Annotated in this window: 14 protein-coding genes; 10 read left to right on the top strand and 4 right to left on the bottom strand. The window is 37.4% G+C overall.

Going from position 1 to position 19,507, the window contains the following annotated elements; all coding sequences use genetic code 11:
- Positions 1-134: 134 nt before the first annotated feature.
- The 4 genes from D569_RS0118590 to D569_RS0118605 all read left to right on the top strand — a co-directional run bounded on the left by D569_RS0118590 (position 135) and on the right by D569_RS0118605 (position 5,176).
- Positions 135-626, top strand: a complete 492-nt coding sequence (locus tag D569_RS0118590) for a PTS sugar transporter subunit IIA (RefSeq protein ID WP_018933941.1) — start codon at positions 135-137, stop codon at positions 624-626.
- A 41-nt stretch (positions 627-667) separates the two neighbouring features.
- Entirely contained in the window at positions 668-1,483 is an 816-nt protein-coding gene (locus D569_RS0118595) for a PRD domain-containing protein (protein WP_018933942.1), read from the top strand.
- Between the two features lie 30 nt (positions 1,484-1,513).
- Positions 1,514-2,974 carry an N-acetylglucosamine-specific PTS transporter subunit IIBC gene (nagE, locus tag D569_RS0118600; protein WP_018933943.1) on the top strand — a complete coding sequence of 487 codons (1,461 nt, stop codon included), beginning with the start codon at positions 1,514-1,516 and terminating at the stop codon, positions 2,972-2,974.
- Positions 2,975-3,280: 306 nt separating this feature from the next.
- On the top strand, positions 3,281-5,176 hold the full coding sequence (locus tag D569_RS0118605; protein ID WP_018933944.1) for a PrkA family serine protein kinase: 1,896 nt from the start codon (positions 3,281-3,283) through the stop codon (positions 5,174-5,176).
- Between the two features lie 130 nt (positions 5,177-5,306).
- Here D569_RS0118605 and panF read toward each other — a convergent pair whose 3' ends face one another.
- On the bottom strand, positions 5,307-6,734 hold the full coding sequence (gene panF, locus D569_RS0118610) for a sodium/pantothenate symporter (protein WP_018933945.1): 1,428 nt from the start codon (positions 6,732-6,734) through the stop codon (positions 5,307-5,309).
- Positions 6,731-7,006, bottom strand: coding sequence for a YhdT family protein (locus tag D569_RS0118615; RefSeq protein ID WP_018933946.1), 276 nt, complete (start codon positions 7,004-7,006; stop codon positions 6,731-6,733). The genes panF and D569_RS0118615 overlap by 4 nt, the downstream gene beginning before the upstream one ends.
- A gap of 397 nt (positions 7,007-7,403) precedes the next feature.
- Here D569_RS0118615 and D569_RS0118620 point away from each other — a divergent pair, with 397 nt between their 5' ends.
- From D569_RS0118620 to D569_RS0118640, 5 genes are all read left to right on the top strand, one after another.
- Positions 7,404-10,274 (top strand): 2-oxoglutarate dehydrogenase E1 component, encoded by a 2,871-nt coding sequence (locus tag D569_RS0118620; RefSeq protein ID WP_018933947.1) that lies wholly within the window; start codon positions 7,404-7,406, stop codon positions 10,272-10,274.
- Positions 10,261-11,535, top strand: coding sequence for a 2-oxoglutarate dehydrogenase complex dihydrolipoyllysine-residue succinyltransferase (odhB, locus tag D569_RS0118625; RefSeq protein WP_018933948.1), 1,275 nt, complete (start codon positions 10,261-10,263; stop codon positions 11,533-11,535). Before D569_RS0118620 ends, odhB begins: the two co-directional genes overlap by 14 nt.
- A gap of 742 nt (positions 11,536-12,277) precedes the next feature.
- A complete protein-coding gene (gene yhbH, locus D569_RS0118630; RefSeq protein WP_018933949.1) occupies positions 12,278-13,432 on the top strand; it encodes a sporulation protein YhbH in 1,155 nt (384 codons plus the stop codon).
- A gap of 464 nt (positions 13,433-13,896) precedes the next feature.
- Complete coding sequence (locus D569_RS0118635; protein ID WP_018933950.1) at positions 13,897-14,385, top strand: DUF4367 domain-containing protein; 489 nt, start codon at positions 13,897-13,899, stop codon at positions 14,383-14,385.
- A 119-nt stretch (positions 14,386-14,504) separates the two neighbouring features.
- A complete protein-coding gene (locus D569_RS0118640; RefSeq protein ID WP_018933951.1) occupies positions 14,505-15,695 on the top strand; it encodes a NupC/NupG family nucleoside CNT transporter in 1,191 nt (396 codons plus the stop codon).
- 73 nt (positions 15,696-15,768) lie between these two features.
- Here D569_RS0118640 and D569_RS0118645 read toward each other — a convergent pair whose 3' ends face one another.
- A complete protein-coding gene (locus tag D569_RS0118645; RefSeq protein WP_051084537.1) occupies positions 15,769-16,650 on the bottom strand; it encodes a phosphotransferase family protein in 882 nt (293 codons plus the stop codon).
- Between the two features lie 487 nt (positions 16,651-17,137).
- Between D569_RS0118645 and D569_RS0118650 the strand changes: the two genes are divergently transcribed.
- Entirely contained in the window at positions 17,138-18,748 is a 1,611-nt protein-coding gene (locus tag D569_RS0118650) for a glycoside hydrolase family 43 protein (protein WP_018933953.1), read from the top strand.
- A gap of 107 nt (positions 18,749-18,855) precedes the next feature.
- Here the strand turns inward: D569_RS0118650 and D569_RS0118655 are convergent, their stop codons facing one another.
- Positions 18,856-19,413, bottom strand: coding sequence for a CBO0543 family protein (locus tag D569_RS0118655; protein WP_018933954.1), 558 nt, complete (start codon positions 19,411-19,413; stop codon positions 18,856-18,858).
- Positions 19,414-19,507: the final 94 nt, after the last annotated feature.

Genomic DNA, 19,507 nt, shown 5'->3' on the forward strand with positions numbered 1-19,507 from the left:
AGATAAGTCATCATCGGTTCGTAAACTCACCGTGATTCCTTTATTTGAGTTGATTCTGAAGTTGCTACGTTTCTAAACGGGTGCTCTGCGCTTTTCTTATTTAAATGAAAATCATGCCAAAAGGAGATGGAATGATGTTTAAAAACTTATTTAAAAAACCCTCTACCATTATACAAATAAAAGCACCTATTACTGGTGAAATATTACCGCTTGAAAAGGTACCCGACCCAGTTTTCAGTCAAAAGATGATGGGGGAAGGGGTTGCGATCATCCCGAACGAAGAAAATATTGTTGCCCCTGTTGAAGGAACGATTGTCCAAATTGCACCAAGTAAGCATGCCATTGGATTAAAGACGCCAAATGACAGGGAAATACTTATCCATGTTGGATTAGAGACTGTTTCCTTAGATGGAAAGGGATTTCATGTCTTAGTTAAAGAAGGGGATCGTGTTTCAGTTGGAGATCGATTAATGACAGTAGATTTGGGTTATATTCGTAATAAAGTAGATCATATTATAACTCCGATGGTCATTACCAATAGTAACCAAAGCCAAAACGAATATATCTTCACTACAGAAACGGAATGTGTAGCCGGAAAGACAACCGTGTTAACGATTAATGGGTAATGTTAGGAATGACGCTTTCTGCGAAGAATGGAGATGATGGAATGAAATTGAAAAAAATTTTGAATAATAACGCTGTACTTGTAGTGGACAAAGGAGAAGAAAAAGTAGCGATTGGTACTGGCATTGCATTCGGTAAGAAAAAGAATGATGTCATTAACTCACAGAAAGTCGAACAACTTTTTGTAATGAAGGAAAATGAAAAGTTACAGCTGTTGTTAGATCGAATTCCAGAGGAACATTTTCTGATTTCAGAAGAAATTATCTCCTATGCGGAAAAGTATCTTGGCACTATGTTAAGTGAGCATATTCATATTGCTTTAACAGACCATATTTCATTCGCGATTGAACGGACACAAGATGGCATACATCTCCAAAATAAGCTTCTAAATGAAATAAAGATATTGTATCGAAATGAATATGAAATTGGTTTATGGGCAGTGCAGCGGATTCGTGAAAAATATGATATAGACATTCCAATTGATGAAGCAGCTCATATTGCACTGCATATCCATACAATGAAGCTTCAAGGGGGTGATTACCGTCAGACGATTAAGCATACTGCCATAGTAAGAGAAATGATCCAGCATATCATGCAGAAAATGGCGATGAAATTTAGAGAAGATGATATATCTTATCAAAGGCTTGTAACTCATTTGCATTTTGCTTTATCTCGAGTTAGTCACTATGAAATGCATGAATTGGATCAGGAAATGTTATCGATGATTCAAAAGAAATTTGCGGATTCATATCAGTGTACTAAAGAAGTAACAGACATTATACAAAATAAGTATGATATTTATTTTCCAGAATCAGAGCTCGGATATATCACGATGCACCTTAATAGACTTAAACAGTAATTTAATTTTTAAAAATAGGAGGAACGAATGATGGTTATGAAATATCTTCAAAATATCGGTAGATCATTAATGTTACCGGTTGCCGTATTGCCAGCTGCTGCGATATTAATGGGGCTTGGTTATTGGATGGACCCGGAAGGTTGGGGGGAAGCAAATGTAATAGCAGCCTTTTTAATTAAAGCCGGTGAATCTATTGTTTCCGGTGAAAGTATGTCAATCTTATTTGCGGTAGGTATTGCTTTTGGGATGTCCAAAGACAAGGATGGATCTGCTGCATTGAGTGGATTGGTAGCTTATTTAGTCGTTACGACCTTGTTATCAACGGAATCTGTGGCACTGTTACAAGGTGTAGATCCAGACAATGTTAATGCAGCTTTTGATAGTGTTGAAAATCAATTTATCGGAATTATCTCAGGTATTGTTGCTTCTATTATGTATAATCGATTTAGTCATGTAAAATTACCAGATGCTTTTGCGTTTTTCAGTGGTAAGCGTTTAGTGCCAATCATGACAGCGGTATCTAGCTTACTCATATCTGCCGTTCTCTTCTTCGTTTGGCCGGTTGTTTATTCTGGATTAGTTTCCTTTGGTAAGGCCATTCTAGATTTAGATGCTATCGGTGCAGGTTTATATGGCTTCTTTAACCGTTTATTAATACCGACTGGCCTTCATCACGCTTTAAACTCTGTTTTTTGGTTTGATGTTGCTGGTATTAATGATATTGCGAATTTTTGGTCTGGAGAAGGGGAAAAAGGTGTTACAGGTATGTACATGGCAGGCTTTTTCCCAGTTATGATGTTTGGTTTACCAGCAGCAGCGTTAGCAATGTATCATACAGCTAAAACAACAAGAAAGAAAACAGCCGCATCCTTACTTTTAGCAGCTGGTTTTGCTTCGTTCTTTACAGGTGTAACAGAACCGTTAGAATTTTCATTTATGTTCTTAGCTCCAGCATTATATGTAGTGCATGCCGCTTTAACAGGTATTTCCATGGCTGTAGCAGCTGCCTTTGATTGGACAGCAGGTTTTGGATTTAGTGCTGGTTTTATTGATTTCTTTTTAAGTTCAAGATTACCATTAGCTAACCAGCCATTAATGTTACTTGTTCAAGGTTTAGTCATTGGTGTTATTTATTATGTACTATTTCGCTTCTTAATCACGAAGTTTAATTTCAAAACACCAGGCCGTGAAGATGATGTAGAGCAGGTGGAAAATGCAAGTGAAGAATCTTCTGGTGATGATGATATAGCTACAATGGCAAAAGAAATTTATGCTGGACTAGGTGGAGATGACAATGTTGTCACACTAGATAACTGTGTGACACGATTAAGATTAGACGTTAAAGATATGGATGCCGTTGATCAGCAACGTATAAAAAATACTGGTGTACCCGGAATCAATATTGTAGGTAAAAATAGCATCCAAGTAATAGTTGGAACTCAAGTGCAATTTGTAGCAGATGAAATCAAAAAAATACGAAAACAACATTAAAATAACTGAGCATGGAGATTTGGTTCTCCATGCTTTTTTGCTTGGAAGGAAAGTATAAAATTGCGCAGATGTCTAGTTCGAGCGTCCAAATACTAGGCGACTTCAAGAATCGTCCTACGATAAGTCATCATCGGTTCGCAAGCGTATCTGGAATCTTACTTATCCTGACAAATCAATCAGCTTTCTTATCGATACTCGATTCATTTTTTGCCTTGTTCCCACATAGATATAGATATGGCAACTACTGAAACAATTACATCATGCTTGGAAGTATAAGCAAGGTTTACATTATTGGGAGGTTGTTCTATGGATATCTTAAGAAGGGTGCAAGAATATCGTCAAACACAAGATGCCTTGAAATGGGAAGGTACATTTGCAGAGTATCTTGAATTGTTAAAAGAAAAACCATACCTTGCACAATCTGCTCATTCCCGTATCTACCAGATGATAAAAGATGAAGGGGTAGAAGAAGAAAATGGGGTGCGTAAATATAACTTCTTCAGTCATGAATTATTTGGATTGGAAGAAGCGTTAGAGAAACTGGTTGAGGAATACTTTCATCCAGCTGCTAAAAGGCTAGATGTTAAAAAGCGGATTTTATTATTAATGGGACCGGTTAGTGGCGGGAAATCGACTTTGGTCACATTATTAAAAAGAGGATTAGAGAAGTACACGTTGACAGATCGAGGTGCGGTGTATGCAATTAAAAATTGCCCCATGCATGAAAATCCGTTGCACCTGATACCACAGCATTTGAGAGCTGATTTTGAAAGAGAATATGGCATAAAAATTGAAGGAAGTTTATCTCCCTTAAATAGACTACGACTCGAGGAGGAATACGGTGGTAGAATTGAAGATGTTAAAATAGAGCGGATCTTTTTTTCAGAAGATAACCGGGTCGGTATTGGTACATTTAGTCCGTCCGATCCGAAATCACAGGATATTGCGGACCTTACTGGATCAATTGATTTTTCCACGATTGCCACGTATGGATCAGAGTCAGACCCTCGTGCATATCGCTTTGACGGAGAGTTGAATAAAGCTAACCGTGGATTGATGGAATTTCAGGAAATGCTCAAATGTGATGAGAAATTTCTCTGGCATTTACTTTCATTAACACAGGAAGGTAACTTTAAAGCAGGCCGATTTGCCTTGATCTCAGCAGATGAGATGATAGTAGCCCATACGAATGAATCTGAGTATCGTTCTTTTATATCTAATAAAAAGAATGAGGCATTACACTCAAGAATGATTGTGATGCCGATTCCATATAACTTAAAATTAGATCAGGAAGAGCGAATATATCAAAAAATGATTGAAGAAAGTGATATCCAGGACGTCCACATTGCACCACACACTCTAAAAATAGCTGCGATGTTTACAATTCTTACACGATTAAAAGAGTCGAAGCAAAGCAATGTCAGTATGTTGAAAAAGATGTATTTATATAATGATCAAGATGTTGAAGGATTTAGCGATCAAGATGTGAATGCAATGAAAAAGGAATATCCTGATGAAGGCATGACTGGAATTGATCCTCGTTATGTCATCAATCGCATCTCATCGACGATTATCCGTAAAGAAATGCAGGCAATCAATGCGCTTGATGTATTGCGATCATTGAAAGATGGCTTGGATGATCATCCTTCGATTACGAAAGAACAAAAAGAAGATTATTTGGACTTTATTTCGATTGCCCGTAAAGAATATGATGAACTGGCGAAAAAAGAAGTACAGAAAGCATTCGTTTATTCCTATGAAGAATCTGCCAAAACGCTGATGGACAATTATTTAGATAATGTGGAAGCATTCTGTAATAAAGCAAAATTACAGGATCCACTAACAGGAGAAGAAATGCATCCTGATGAAAAATTAATGCGCTCGATTGAAGAACAAATCGGTATATCTGAAAATGCCAAAAAAGCATTTCGCGAAGAAATCCTAATCCGAATTTCAGCTTATGCACGCAAAGGCAAAAAGTTTGATTATCAATCACATGAACGCCTGCGCGAAGCGATTCAAAAGAAATTATTTGCTGACTTGAAGGACGTAGTAAAAATCACCACTTCCACGAAAACACCAGATGAGCAGCAGTTAAAGAAAATGAATGAAGTAGTGGCAACTTTAGTGGAAGAGTATGGCTATAATACACAATCTGCTAATGATCTGTTACGTTATGTCGGTAGCTTGTTAAATCGATAATAAGAAAATGACCTCCTTTGTCCGGAGGTCATTTTTGTGTGTGCATTTTAAAAAGTGTCCAATATATCACTAGAAGTCTCCAATAAATGATCGAAAGTGTCCAATAAACAGTAAAAAGTGTCCAATAAATTCACAGCACTTTGTTTCTCAAGCTTAAACTAGCTCCAACATAGGCAATCAGTGATATCGCTATCGATGAGACAACCGAATGCATGCCGAACGGTTCTGGATAAAAGGCTTGAAACAAAATGTACGAGCTGAAGCCTGTAATAATCGCTGCAATTGCGCCATATTTGTTTCCTTTTTTCCAATAGATCCCCATTACAACCGGCCAAATAAATGCAGCTTCCAACCCGCCAATAGTATATAAATTCAGCCAAATGATTAAATCAGGTGGATTAATCGCAATTAAGTATACAATCAACCCTAAAATAGCGGTTATGGTCATGCTTAATGTACGAACTTTTTTCTTAGAGGCTGTTGGCTGTATGTAATTAAGATAGACGTCTTTAACAATGGTTGAGCTGACTAATAATAGCAAGGAGTCAACTGTCGACATGATGGCTGCGAGTGGTGCTGCTAATACTATTCCTGCCAACCAAGCTGGTAATACTTCTAAAGCAATTAACGGGATGACTGTATCAGCTACTTCAACACCTGGCAAAATCGGACGAGCAAATACTCCGATTAAATGCATGTTTAACATAATAACACCGACGACAATAGTACCAATGATTAGTGCACGATGAAATGATTTCGTGTTTTTATAGGACATCGCTCGAACCACAATTTGCGGTAACGCTACAATCCCAACACCAACCAATATCCAAAAAGAGGATACGTACTGTGGTGATAAGCTTCCATCTGCCCCGTATGGTGTAATTAGATTAGGATTCTCAGCACGAAGGTCAGCCATGATCGAAGAAATACCGCCTCCTGCTATAATGATCGATGCCAGTAAGATGACAGTTCCGATAATCATAATCGTTCCTTGAATGGAATCCGTCAAAGTTACTGCACGAAACCCACCGAAAGTAACATAAATAAGTACAGTTAATACAAAAATAAGTAATGCAGAATGATAGGATAACCCAGTAATAGACTCGATTAACCGACCACCGCCAATCCATTGAGCGGCCATGGCAGAAAATAAAAAGACAATAATACTGAATGAAGACAATAATACAACCCATTTGGATTGATATCTTTCTTTAAGGAAGTCTACCATCGTGATCGCTTTAAATTTTTTTGCGGTGATTGCAAATCTTTTTCCGAGAATCATTAAGGTGAAATAACCTGTGGAGACCTGGATAACAGATAATAATACCCAACCTAACCCCTCATTGTAGGCTACCCCGGGCCCACCGATAAAACTGCTGGCACTTCCATATGTTGCAGTCATTGTCATCGCTAAGACAAATCCGCCTAAGCTGCGTCCGCCTAAATAATAATCTTCCATAAAGGAAGCACTTGTATTGGTCGTTCTGCTCGCCAATAAACCAATTAAAAAAATAACGGCAACGGAACTGAATAATGTAATAGATGCTACTAAATTCATGATTGTTCGAACTCCTCATCATCAAAAGGTAAATCAGTGAAAAAGAATTTCACGATAATAAATACAAGCATGGACATAATGATAATACCTGCAATACAGCTATAGAAAAACCATGCGGGAAATCCTAAAATATATTGATACTCAGCAGGATCTTTTTTTCCTAAGCCATATGCAAAAGCAAACCACCAGATAAAGTGAAACACTACTAAAAAGACACCGATGAGTGCTTCGCGATTGGCTATTTGAATAGGATTTTTATCTAATTCTTTCATTTATTATTTTCCTCCTCAATCAAATTCCTACCTTAAAAGTAAATCATATCAGAGCGTTGGTGACAACTGCATGGCTTGTATTAATGCAGTTAGCTTCTTTAAAAATAACTTTTAATAATGGCCCATTATTCCGTTTAAAATAGTACAAAAGTGTGAAGTTATTTCCCCTTTTTGTAAGCATTCTCATAAACGATCATAATGTACCTTTTAACGCATAAAAACTAGCTTTTTTAAGCTTTTTTTATACTTATTAAACTTTTCCAAAAAATCGTAACTTATATGTTGTTTCCCTAGGTAAAATAGGTTATATTTATTGATGTAATGTTTTACTCATTACAACATTTGGATGGGAGTTTAGTTTAGCAGGAGAAAGTGACTTCTAATGGGGGTATAAGACGTGACACAGCAGGAATCCAGTGAGAGATTCTGGAAAAAATTTTACGGTCCTAATATGGGCTATGTACAAGAGCAGTATGAACTTTATTTGGAAAACAAAGACTCTGTCGATTCATCCCTGAAAGAAATGTTTGATCAGTACGGAGCTCCAAAAGAATTAATTGAAGGACAGCAAGCAGAGGTAGCAAGCAGTAAAGGCTTATCATCTGATATAAGTGCGAAACAATTAACCTCAGCAATTAAGCTTGTTGAGGCTATTCGTCGTTATGGTCATTTGAAAGCTGAGATTTACCCTGTTGGATCAGGTATAGCAAGTGATACTACACTTGTTGATCCAAGCTATTACAATCTAAGTAAAGACGTTTTGGAAGCGATTCCGGCTGAATGGGTTTGGGATGCCACTGTTCAAGGGGTGAACAATGCGCAGGATGTTGTTGATTATTTGTTAGCTCAATATGCAGGAACGATTTCATTTGAGTACGATCATGTAAACAATGACGAAGAGCGCTTGTGGTTCCAAGAGAACATTGAGTCTGGTAAGTATCGTTTTCCATTCTCAGAGAAGGAGAAAAAAGAACTACTTGGAAAGATCGTTGATGTGGAAGGTTTTGAAAATTTCTTAGCGAAAACTTTTGTCGCACAGAAACGTTTTTCGATCGAAGGCTTGGAAATGATGGTTCCTATTTTAGATCGAATCGTTCAAAATTCCTTTTATGATGAAACAGAAGAGATTCTAATGGGGATGGCTCACCGTGGTAGATTAAGTGTACTGACACATATTTTAGGTAAGCCATTTGATAAGCTATTTTCTGAATTTCATCCGTCAGCAGATAAGGAATTAGTGCCATCTTCACCGGGTTCAAGAGCGATTACGTATGGATGGACTGGTGATGTGAAATATCACTTTGGCGCAAAACGCGATGTCGGGGAAGAGAAACCATCACCAACTAAGATTACATTAGCACATAACCCTTCACATTTGGAGTTTGTTAACCCAGTTGTAGAAGGTTTTACAAGAGCAGCACAAGATTTTCGTTTCCAAAAAGGTAGTCCCGAGCAAAATGTCAATAAAGCATTTAGTATTTTGATTCATGGTGATGCGGCATTTATTGGTGAAGGTGTAGTAGCAGAAACCTTTAACCTGAGTGCATTAGATGGCTACCGAACAGGTGGAACATTGCATATCATTGCGAATAACTTAGTAGGTTTTACAACGGGGCAACGCCAAGGTCGTTCCACTAGGTATGCAAGTGACTTAGCGAAAGGTTTTGAAGTACCTATTATCCATGTCAATGCAGATGATCCGGAAGCTTGTATTTCAGCAGCAACATTAGCGTATGATTACCGTAAAAAGTTTCAAAAAGATGTGTTAATTGATTTAGTCGGTTATAGACGCTATGGTCACAATGAAATGGACGAACCACGTGCTACACAACCGAAATTGTATCAATCAATTGACCAACACCCAACTTGTGCCAATGTTTATGCTAAACGACTACAAGAAGAAGGAATTTTAGCAGAAAATACTTTTGAAGAAATGAAAGAAGCTGTTTTTAATAAATTACAAGGCATTTATGATGATATGACGGAAAGTGTTAATGAAAATCCAGAAGCATTGCCAGTACCACAAGCGTTGCAGAATGGGTTGAGTGACATTGAAACGTCGGTGCCAAAGGATTTACTGCTTTCACTTAATAAAGGTCTATTAAAACGACCAGAAGGTTTCCAATCCTTTAAGAAGCTCGAAAAAATATTATCTAAGCGTCATCATACATTCGAAAAAGATGAAAAAGCTGATTGGGCAGTAGCAGAAGCTTTAGCCTATGCTTCGATTTTACAAGACGGTATTCCAATTCGTATTACAGGACAGGATTCAGAACGTGGAACATTTGCACACCGCCATTTAATGTTACATGATGTGGATTCAAGTGATACGTATTGCCCAATGCATGGACTGGATGAAGCAAAAGCGACATTCGACATTCACAACAGTCCATTGTCAGAAGCTGCGGTACTAGGATTTGAATACGGTTATAGTGTAAAAGCACCAAAAACATTAGTTATTTGGGAAGCACAATTTGGAGACTTTGCCAATGCAGGTCAGGTAATTTTTGATCAATTTATCTCATCTGGTCGTGCGAAGTGGGATGAACGTTCTAATATGGTGATGTTATTACCGCATGGTTATGAAGGCCAAGGACCAGAACACTCTAGTGCAAGAGCAGAACGGTTCTTAACGATGGCAGCGGAAAATAACTGGATTGTCGCTAATGTTACAACCAGTGCACAATTCTTCCATCTGTTAAGACGTCAAGCTGCTTTAGTGGACAGTGAAGCAGCGCGTCCTTTAGTTGTTTTAACACCTAAGAGCTTGTTACGCAGTCCGCGAGTAGTGTCAACAATAGAGGAGTTTACGAATGGTAAATTCCAATCATTAATACCTCAGCCAGGCTTAGAGTTAACATCAAAAAAAGCTAAGCGATTATTAATTGGTACAGGGAAAGTTATGGTAGACATTCAAGAAAAAATGAGTGAAAGCCTAGAGAAATATGAAGATATTCATGTTGTTCGTTTAGAGCAAATCTATCCATTTCCTGAAAAGAAAATTCAAGAGGTCATTGATGGTTGTCCTAAATTGCAAGAAGTGGTTTGGGTACAAGAAGAACCACGTAATATGGGGGCATGGAATTTTGTAAAGGAATTGCTTTACAGAATGCTTGAGAATACAAAATTAGAATTACACTATGTTGGACGTACTGAACGTTCGTCACCATCCGTAGGTGATCCACACATACACAAAACAGAACAAAGACGCATAGTACAAAAAGCATTAGAGCTGTCTGAAGGAGGAGAAACCAATGAAGGAAATTAAAGTCCCAGAATTAGCAGAATCCATTACGGAAGGTACGATAGCAGAGTGGCTAGTTAGTGAGGGGGATTCCGTCGAGAAAGGTGATCCGATCTGTGAGCTAGAAACAGATAAAGTTAATGTAGAAGTTAATGCTGATTATTCAGGTGTAATTGCTGAATTTGTTAAAGATGAAGGTGATGATGTAGAAGTAGGGGAAGTCATTGCGAAGATAGATGAAAATGGTGAAGCTGCTGGTGGTTCAACTGAAAGCTCCGACGATAAAGAAGAACCAAAAGCAAAAGAAGAAGAGAAAAACACAGAGCCAAAGAAAGAAGAAGCAGCTAGTAATGAAGCAACTGAACCGAAAAAAGCAGGAGATAAACAAAAAGTTGTCGCATCACCAGCTACGAGAAAACGTGCTCGTGAGTTAGGTATTGATCTGAATGATATTACTCCGACAGATCCACTAGGACGTATTCGTTCAGAAGATGTGGAGAACGCAGCGAAACCGAAAAAAGCAGATAAGAAGTCTAAGGCAGATAATCAAGCAAAAGCTTCTAGTTCCAAAGAAGAGTTTGATAAACCAGTAGAACGTGAGAAAATGACTCGCCGTCGTCAAACCATTGCTAATCGTCTTGTTGAAGCTCAGCACACAGCAGCAATGCTTACGACATTTAATGAAGTAGACATGACTGCAGTGATGAAACTACGAAGCCAACGTAAAGATAAGTTCCAGGAAAAGCATGGTATTAAACTAGGCTTTATGTCGTTCTTTACCAAAGCAGTAGTTAGTGCATTGAAAGAGTTCCCGTACTTAAATGCAGAGATTCAAGAAAACGAAATTGTGAAGAAGAAATTCTATGATATCGGTATTGCTGTATCAACAGATGATGGCTTAGTTGTGCCAGTAGTACGTGATGCAGATCGTTTAGACTTTGCAGGAATCGAATCACAAATTGCTGATTTAGGTACCAAAGCGAAAAATAAAGAGTTGCAAATTAGTGACTTACAGGGCGGTTCCTTCACGATTACAAACGGTGGTATTTTTGGATCGTTATTATCCACGCCAATTCTAAATTCACCACAAGTTGGTATTTTAGGAATGCATACGATTCAAAAACGTCCGGTAGTAATGCCTGATGATTCCATTGAAGTTCGTCCAATGATGTATATCGCCTTATCATATGACCACCGTATCGTAGACGGAAAAGAAGCAGTACAATTCCTTGTACGCGTCAAACAATTATTAGAAGATCCATATGATCTATTATTAGAAGGCTAAAATCAAAAGCACTCATCATTTTTTAATGGTGAGTGCTTTTTGATAGAGCACAAAATACATAAACTGCGAAGTAACGTGAGTGAGGATAGGCTCTCTTCCGTACTGCATTTTGATGAGTGCTGCCATACGCTTCGGCAGAATACTGCGCTTTCCGTGGGCGGTTTTTAGCTAACTTGGTGAAGAAAGGCACTTCACCAAGTGGATCTTCAGCTCTCGTGAGTCCCACAGGAGTCTCCGTATTCTGCCTACGCTATTTTTGTTCTCTGATTATAGAAAGGAATGAATTCACGGAACTAAATTTTTTTGTTTTACTACAGTTCTAATCGGCTGTAATTCCTGCTACATATGGTGAGAAATCGACTGGTTGATTGCGGATTAGTGTTGTGGAGCATAGCTTAACGAAGGCCGCCCACTTTCACTACTATGGGGATTGTTCGGCCTGAAGATCCACTTTTTCGAGCGGTTTTGGCTCGAAAAAGTTAGCTGAAGGGCAAACCCCACGGAAAGGAAAGTGGGCAGCCGGAGTGGTAGTTATCATCACGATATATTTCAAAATTATCGCTTAGGTGAGCGAACATCTAATTACCACATTACTTCGCAGTATGTATCTACTAGGCTAAATTCTTTATGCACCATTGGTAAAATTATTACATGATAATCCATTGAATTTCTGTTAAAAATGCTTAATCATTCTCTTTTTCGTTGCATACAATAAAATAATACAAGCGAAGGAGGGGATTCGATGGCTGATGGTAACTTTGTGATCGCAGAGGAAGATTGGTCCCTCCATCGAAAAGGGTTTGATGATCAAAAACGACATCAAGACAAAATAAAGGAAGTATTAAAAAAGAAACTACCAGATATTGTTAGTGAAGAAAATATTATCATGTCTCGAGGAAAAGAAATTATTCGAATACCAATTCGCTCCTTGGACGAATATAAAATACGCTACAGTCAATCGAAAAACAAACGTGTAGGTCAAGGAGATGGAGACAGTGAGGTAGGAGATGTCGTTGCTCAAGACCCACAAAAAGCGAAAAAGGGACAAAAAGGTGAGAAAGCGGGAAATCAACCTGGAGTTGACTATTATGAGGCAGAAGTAGATTTTGAGGAAGTAGAGGAAGCTTTTTTTTCACAACTAGAATTGCCCAATTTGATGGAGAAAGAACAAGATAACATTACGATCACTGATGTGGAGTTTCGTGATATACGTAAAAAAGGTTTAACTGGAAACATTGATAAGAAAAGAACGATGTTAGCGTCTTATCGCAGAAATGCCCTAGAAGGGAATCCATCTTTTGCACCGATATATCCAGATGATTTACGATATAAAACATGGGATAATATCGAAAAACCGGAATCAAAAGCAGTTGTGTTAGCTATGATGGATACAAGTGGCTCGATGGGGCAATTCGAAAAATATGTGGCTCGCAGTTTCTACTTTTGGCTGGTTCGCTTTTTACGAAAAAAATACGAAACAGTAGATGTGGAATTTATTGCTCATCATACAGAGGCAAAGGTGGTAGATGAGGAAGCTTTTTTTACTAAAGGAGAAAGTGGTGGAACGATTTGTTCTTCTGCCTATCGAAAAGCATTAGAACTCGTCAATGAAAAGTATCCAGCAAGCCGTTATAACATTTATCCATTTCATTTTTCAGATGGTGATAATTTAACTTCCGATAATCGGAGATCATTAGAAGCCGTTTATCAGTTATTAGAGAGTGCGAGTATGTTTTGCTATGGGGAAGTAAATCAATATAATCGGTATTCCACATTAATGCAAGCGTTCAAAGATGTTGATCACCCACGATTCAAACGATACGTGTTGAAAAATAGAGAAGATGTTTTCTACGCGATGAAGCACTTCTTCCATAAAAGTAACGTCGATGCTAAATAGTGTCGGCGTTTTTTACGCTTGCTTGTGTGTTGAGGTAGAAAAGTGGGCAGCCGGAGTGGTGGATAAGCAGTTTATATTATTCCATGATACTAGAGGAAGCGTAAAGCTTGAACATTTCGTGATGCTCCATTTTTCTTTTTGGACAAGAAAGTATAAAATTTTACGCAGATGTCTAGCTCCGAGCGCCTAAAAACTAGGCGACTTCACGAATCGCCCTCCGATAAGTGATCATCGGTTCGCTTTTCTCAGTGATTCCTTTATCTCAGTTGACTAGCTCTAGCCGCTGCGTTTCTAAGCGGGCGCTCTCCCGCTTTTCTTTTTGGGAAGAAATGACTAATATTCACGAAACATGCTATAATAAGTGCTAAAAGTTAACAAATTATTTAGATGTTTACTTTAGTGAAACTTATTACGCTTATTAATCGTCTAATAGTATACTAATGAATTTATGGAGGCAGGCAAGTATGAAGTTTTTTCAGCAAGTGATGACAGCAAGCATAATAATTCTTGTTTTAGCAGGATGTAATGGACAATCCGCTATACCTGAAGGGTTTTATTCATATGACAAAGATGAGGTAGAGCAAGCTATGAAAAACCTCGAATTTACCGCAGAATTACCATCTTATGTTCCAATTGCTGCTGAGATACTTGTCACAGATCGTTTCTATTTAGAAGAGCTTGATAATGAAGCATTTGATATTACCATGTTTACTAAAGCTAACGACATTTTTACCATACAGTTAATTAATGGAGAAGACTATCAAGAAGAAAGTGATTTCAAAGCCGTTTCGATAAGCGATTCAATGGAAGGTTATTATCAGGATCATCCATATTCCCAAACATTGTACTGGGAAAAAGATGGTATTACATATCAAATGATTTACCGACCAAGTGAAGAGCCACTTTCTGAAGAAGAACTTGTGCAAGTAGCCAAATCTTTTCAATCTTCATAATTTTTAGACTTTTATCAACACTCCCACAAGAAAACATTTTCATGCTACAATAAGGTGTAATTCTACAGGTGATTGGGTAAGGTAGGAATAATAGTGTCTATTTTAAAGGAGGAAATTTTGTGGGAATTTTATTAGGAATTTTAGCAGTCATTATAGTACTAGCTATTGCATACGCGATGTCTAATGACCGTAAAAATGTTAATTTTGTTGGAATCGGACTCATGCTATTAGCACAAGTTGTAACGACATGGTTTATGTTTATGACATCAATAGGTGAGGCGATCATTAATTTTATTTCTGATGTGTTTAATAAATTAATTGAATTTGCGAGTGAAGGTGTTGCCTTCGTACTTGGAGGACTTGCTATTGAAGAAGGCGGGTCAGTATTCTTTTTCAATGTATTGTTAGTCATTATTTTCTTTTCAACCTTATTATCCGTACTTACTTATTTAAGAATTCTGCCATTCATTATTAAATATTTTGGTTGGCTCATATCCAAAATTACCGGATTACCAAAAGTAGAATCTTTCAATGCAGTAAACAGTATGTTCTTTGGTCAATCCGAAGCACTTATTGCGATTAAATCACAGTTCCATCATTTAAATAATAATCGTCTATATATTGTAAGTGCTTCAGCAATGGGATCTGTCTCAGCTTCTATTATCGGGGCTTATATTCAAATGTTACCGGCACAGTACGTTTTAGTAGCTATTCCATTGAATATGTTTAGTTCCCTTATTATTGCATCGCTTATTGCACCAGTTAAAGTAGATGATGAAAATGATGAAGTCGATGTAAAAAACGTGTCCGAGGCAAAAAGCTTTTTCGAAGCTATGGGGAATGGTGCATTAGATGGTGGTAAAATCGCTTTAATTGTAGCTGCCATGTTAATCGCCTTTATTGCGGCTTTAGAATTAGTGAATTGGGCAATTGCAGGAATATTTGCAGGTACTACCTTACAAGAAATTTTGGGCTATGTATTATATCCAATTGGTTTCCTAATGGGTATTGCTCCTGGAGAACTGGTTCAAGCAGGTGGTATTATGGGTACGAAGATTATTACAAACGAATTTGTAGCCATGTTAGAACTTGAACCTTTAATAGGTCAATTTTCGGAAAAAACGGTTGGGATTGTAACAGTATTCCTAACTAGTTTCGCTAACTTCTCTTCTATTGGTATCATTGCAGGTACAGTACAAGGGATTGATAGTGAAAAAGGTGCATCCGTTTCTAAATTCGGTATGAAATTACTGATCGGTGCAACATTAGGTTCTATCCTATCTGCAACAATTGCAGGTCTATTCTTATAAGAGGATCATGGCTAGACCGTTATAATAATTTGGAGGGATACATATTAGTTATGTCTAATATGTATCCCTCTTTTTATCCTTGAATAAATTTCAGTGTAGATCGGGAATGGTGATGGATGAGCCCTTTCGCAAATTCCTGGTCAGGAAACCCTCTGTGAAGCAGCTTTAAACCACCTGAAATTAACGATATATGATGATGGAATCGATAGAATAACATCCGATTAGGATCGAGGTTATCAATCTTCAAATAACGGTAATAATCCCCAAACCGTAATTGCAAAAAACTGTGTTCATGCTCAATATCAAAGAATGAAGCCCCTTCGATATCGATCAAATATGGATCAAAATGGTCATTAACTAATACATGGTCAGGCCCCAGTTCCCCATGTATAAATCCATAACGACTTCTAGGTTCAATCCTTGATTCAAGTTCATATAAAGCATGGAGCAGTTTGCTGTGATTGGTCCGAATGCTTTCTACGTATTGGGAGGCATAGGATAGCTGCCTTTTGGCGTTTTCCATTTTCAAAAGATGACAATTTGCCGTGTTAGTCCCACTATGATTCAGTTTACCGTACGTGCATGCTTCGTTGGCATGCATGCTACCCAGCAAATCCCCAAGACGCTGAAACAATTTATCTTGAATCAATGAATCTGGATGATGGAAATAGGCTTCTGCTGTTTGTCCATCTATATATTCAACAAGGGCATAATCAAAAGAGTAATGGCTTTTTTCATTATTTAGATCGTAAAGAGTGGGTGTACGTATTCCTTGTTGTGTTAAATACTTATTGTTTAATTCAAATAAATCACTGCCATAGGATTGCTCGGTTATATCTTCGGTTGCTATTTCTTCTGAGAAATAATTCATCGTAAGATCCCACACATACAGAACACAAGAAAATCCATTGCTACATGCGATCTTATAGACCACCTTCTGTGTACCACCATGCATTTTCGTTACACTAGAAACCAAATAGCTGGTACCAAAGACCTTTTCTACATAGTCCTGTAAATCAGATTGGTTGAGGTGACACGTAAATTTCAATGGACAACACTCCTTGTAATGTTTTTGCCGGCAACTAAACTATATTAAAAATCTAACGAAAAATATAGACTGTTTTTTTATAATTTGTTATGATGGATAATGAAGTCTGGAAAAAATTAGTGCAAAAAATTAAAAGAGTGGTCTCCATCACAAAGATTGGTGATAGATGCCACTCTTTTATTATATATTGAATAAGACCACATTAAATTGATCTATCAAAAAAAGGTGCTTTAGATGGATCCAATGAGAAAAAATGTACGTTTTTGTCAGAGTATATAATCCATGTATAAAAAAATCACAAAAACTTAGTTTATCCATTATACTTTGTGTAAGTTTTATGCTATACTATGGATTGTGAAATTAAACGTTTACAAAACAAAGTAGGGGTGAAACAATGGCTACAATTCAAAATCCAATTTTAACAGGTTTTAATCCAGATCCAAGTATTTGCAGAGTAGGGGAAGACTACTATATCGCAGTTTCTACATTTGAATGGTTTCCTGGCGTAGGTATTTATCATTCGAAAGATTTAATAAACTGGCGGTTAGTATCAAGACCACTTAATAGACTTAGTCAATTAAACATGAAAGGTAATCCTAACTCTGGCGGTATTTGGGCACCACAGTTATCTCATCATGATGGTCAATTCTATTTAATCTACACAGATGTGAAAGTTGTAAACGGTAACTGGAAAGATTCTCATAACTATTTGGCAACTTGTGACACGATTGATGGTGAATGGTCAGATCCCATTTATCTAAACAGCTCAGGTTTTGATCCGTCTCTATTCCATGATGATGACGGTAAAAAATACTTAGTCAATATGAAATGGGATCACCGAGTTGGACATCATAACTTCTATGGAATTGTTTTACAGGAATATGATCACAGTCAGCAGAAGCTTGTTGGTAAAAAGCAAGTTATTTTCAAAGGGACTGATATTAAATTAACGGAGGCACCGCATTTATATAAATGGAATGGCTATTATTATTTATTAACAGCTGAAGGCGGTACTAAATTCGATCACTGTGCCACGATAGCACGTTCAAAAGAGCTTACCGGACCATATGAAGTACATCCGGAAAATCCACTTATTACATCGTGGCCGTATCCGAGAAATCCGTTGCAAAAAGCTGGCCATGCCTCGATCGTAGAAACACATACAGATGAATGGTTCCTTGTCCATTTAACTGGACGTGTTTTACCGAGAGATGGACAACCTTTATTAGATCCTCGCGGCTATTGTCCATTAGGTCGTGAAACGGCGATTCAGCGTATAGAGTGGAAAAATGACTGGCCATATGTTGTTGGTGGTAACCAGCCTTCCTTAGAAATCGAAGGGCCTGATATCGAAGAAGTAAAATGGGATCCTGATTATCCGACAAAAGATGATTTCGATTCTGATGAATTGAACCTTCATTTCCAAAGTTTACGTATTCCATTAGGTGAAGATATCGTTTCATTGAAAGATAATCCTGGTCATTTACGTTTATATGGTAAAGAATCACTAACTTCTTTATTTACACAATCCTTTATCGCAAGACGCTGGCAACACTTTAATTTCAGAGCGGAAACAAAAGTAGCGTTCCAGCCTGATGATTTCCAGCAATCAGCAGGTCTTGTCAATTACTACAATACGGAGAATTGGACTTCTTTCCAAATCTCGTGGCATGAAGAAAAAGGTCGTATCTTAGAGTTAATGACTTGCGATAATTTTACATTTGGACAACCGATTAAAGGAAACGAAATTGAGATTCCTGAGGATGTAGAATATGTATATTTACGCGTGAATGTAAAAACAGCTATCTACACATATTCTTATTCCTTTGACGGAGAAACTTGGCATACAGTACCGGTTGAATTTGAATCCTACAAGCTATCAGATGATTATATTCAAGGCGGTGGATTCTTTACAGGAGCATTCGTAGGTATGCAATGTCAAGACACATCAGGTGAAAACAAACACGCTGATTTCGATTATTTCATTTATGATCCGCAAAAATAACCTGTTATTGAGCTTAACCAAAAAACGTTCAGAATTTAATTCTGAGCGTTTTTTTACGCATATGGGTTAATACCATAGTGAATAGAAGGTGGACAGAACTGTTATTTTCATTTTATCGCTTCAAATTTTTTACTTGTAACTAAGGAGTATCCAACTAGAAATATAATGAACTGTATCGGTAATGAATAAACGTAATTCCAAGTGATAGGGTTATAAAATCCTAGCCATTCGAAAAATGGTTCGCCTATTAACGAGCTAAGAAATGCATAAAAAATAGCCTTTAAAATAGGTGAAATATTTGGTTTCATTTGCACAATTACCAGAAAAGCAACAGGAAGAAGACTTAAATCCCAAGGGAAGAAAGATGGCAAAAAAGGTAATAATTCATATCTGTAATCCCAATAACCCAATTCAGTTCCATAGGAATCTAGGGAAATTGAGATAAACATGGTAAAGAAAGCACCAAGTAATAAACGGCTAGTCGATTCCTTTTTTCTAAATTTCCACCATAAAACCCATGGAATAATAGCTAGTATGAAACAAAACCACCATTGCCAGGATAAAAACACATCTTCCATCCAAATAATGTGATCCTTTTGATTAGCTTTAACCAAAAAATGATAAGCTTCATCTGTTTTTTTAGCAACTTCTTCTGGAATAATCATTTTATCATTCCCTTTTAATGAACTTCTTAAATCGTTGGTACTATGTTATAAGGATAAACGAGAGTACACAATTTTATTACACTCCTTTTCAATT

Source organism: Gracilibacillus lacisalsi DSM 19029, from assembly GCF_000377765.1.
Taxonomy (GTDB): domain Bacteria; phylum Bacillota; class Bacilli; order Bacillales; family Amphibacillaceae; genus Gracilibacillus; species Gracilibacillus lacisalsi.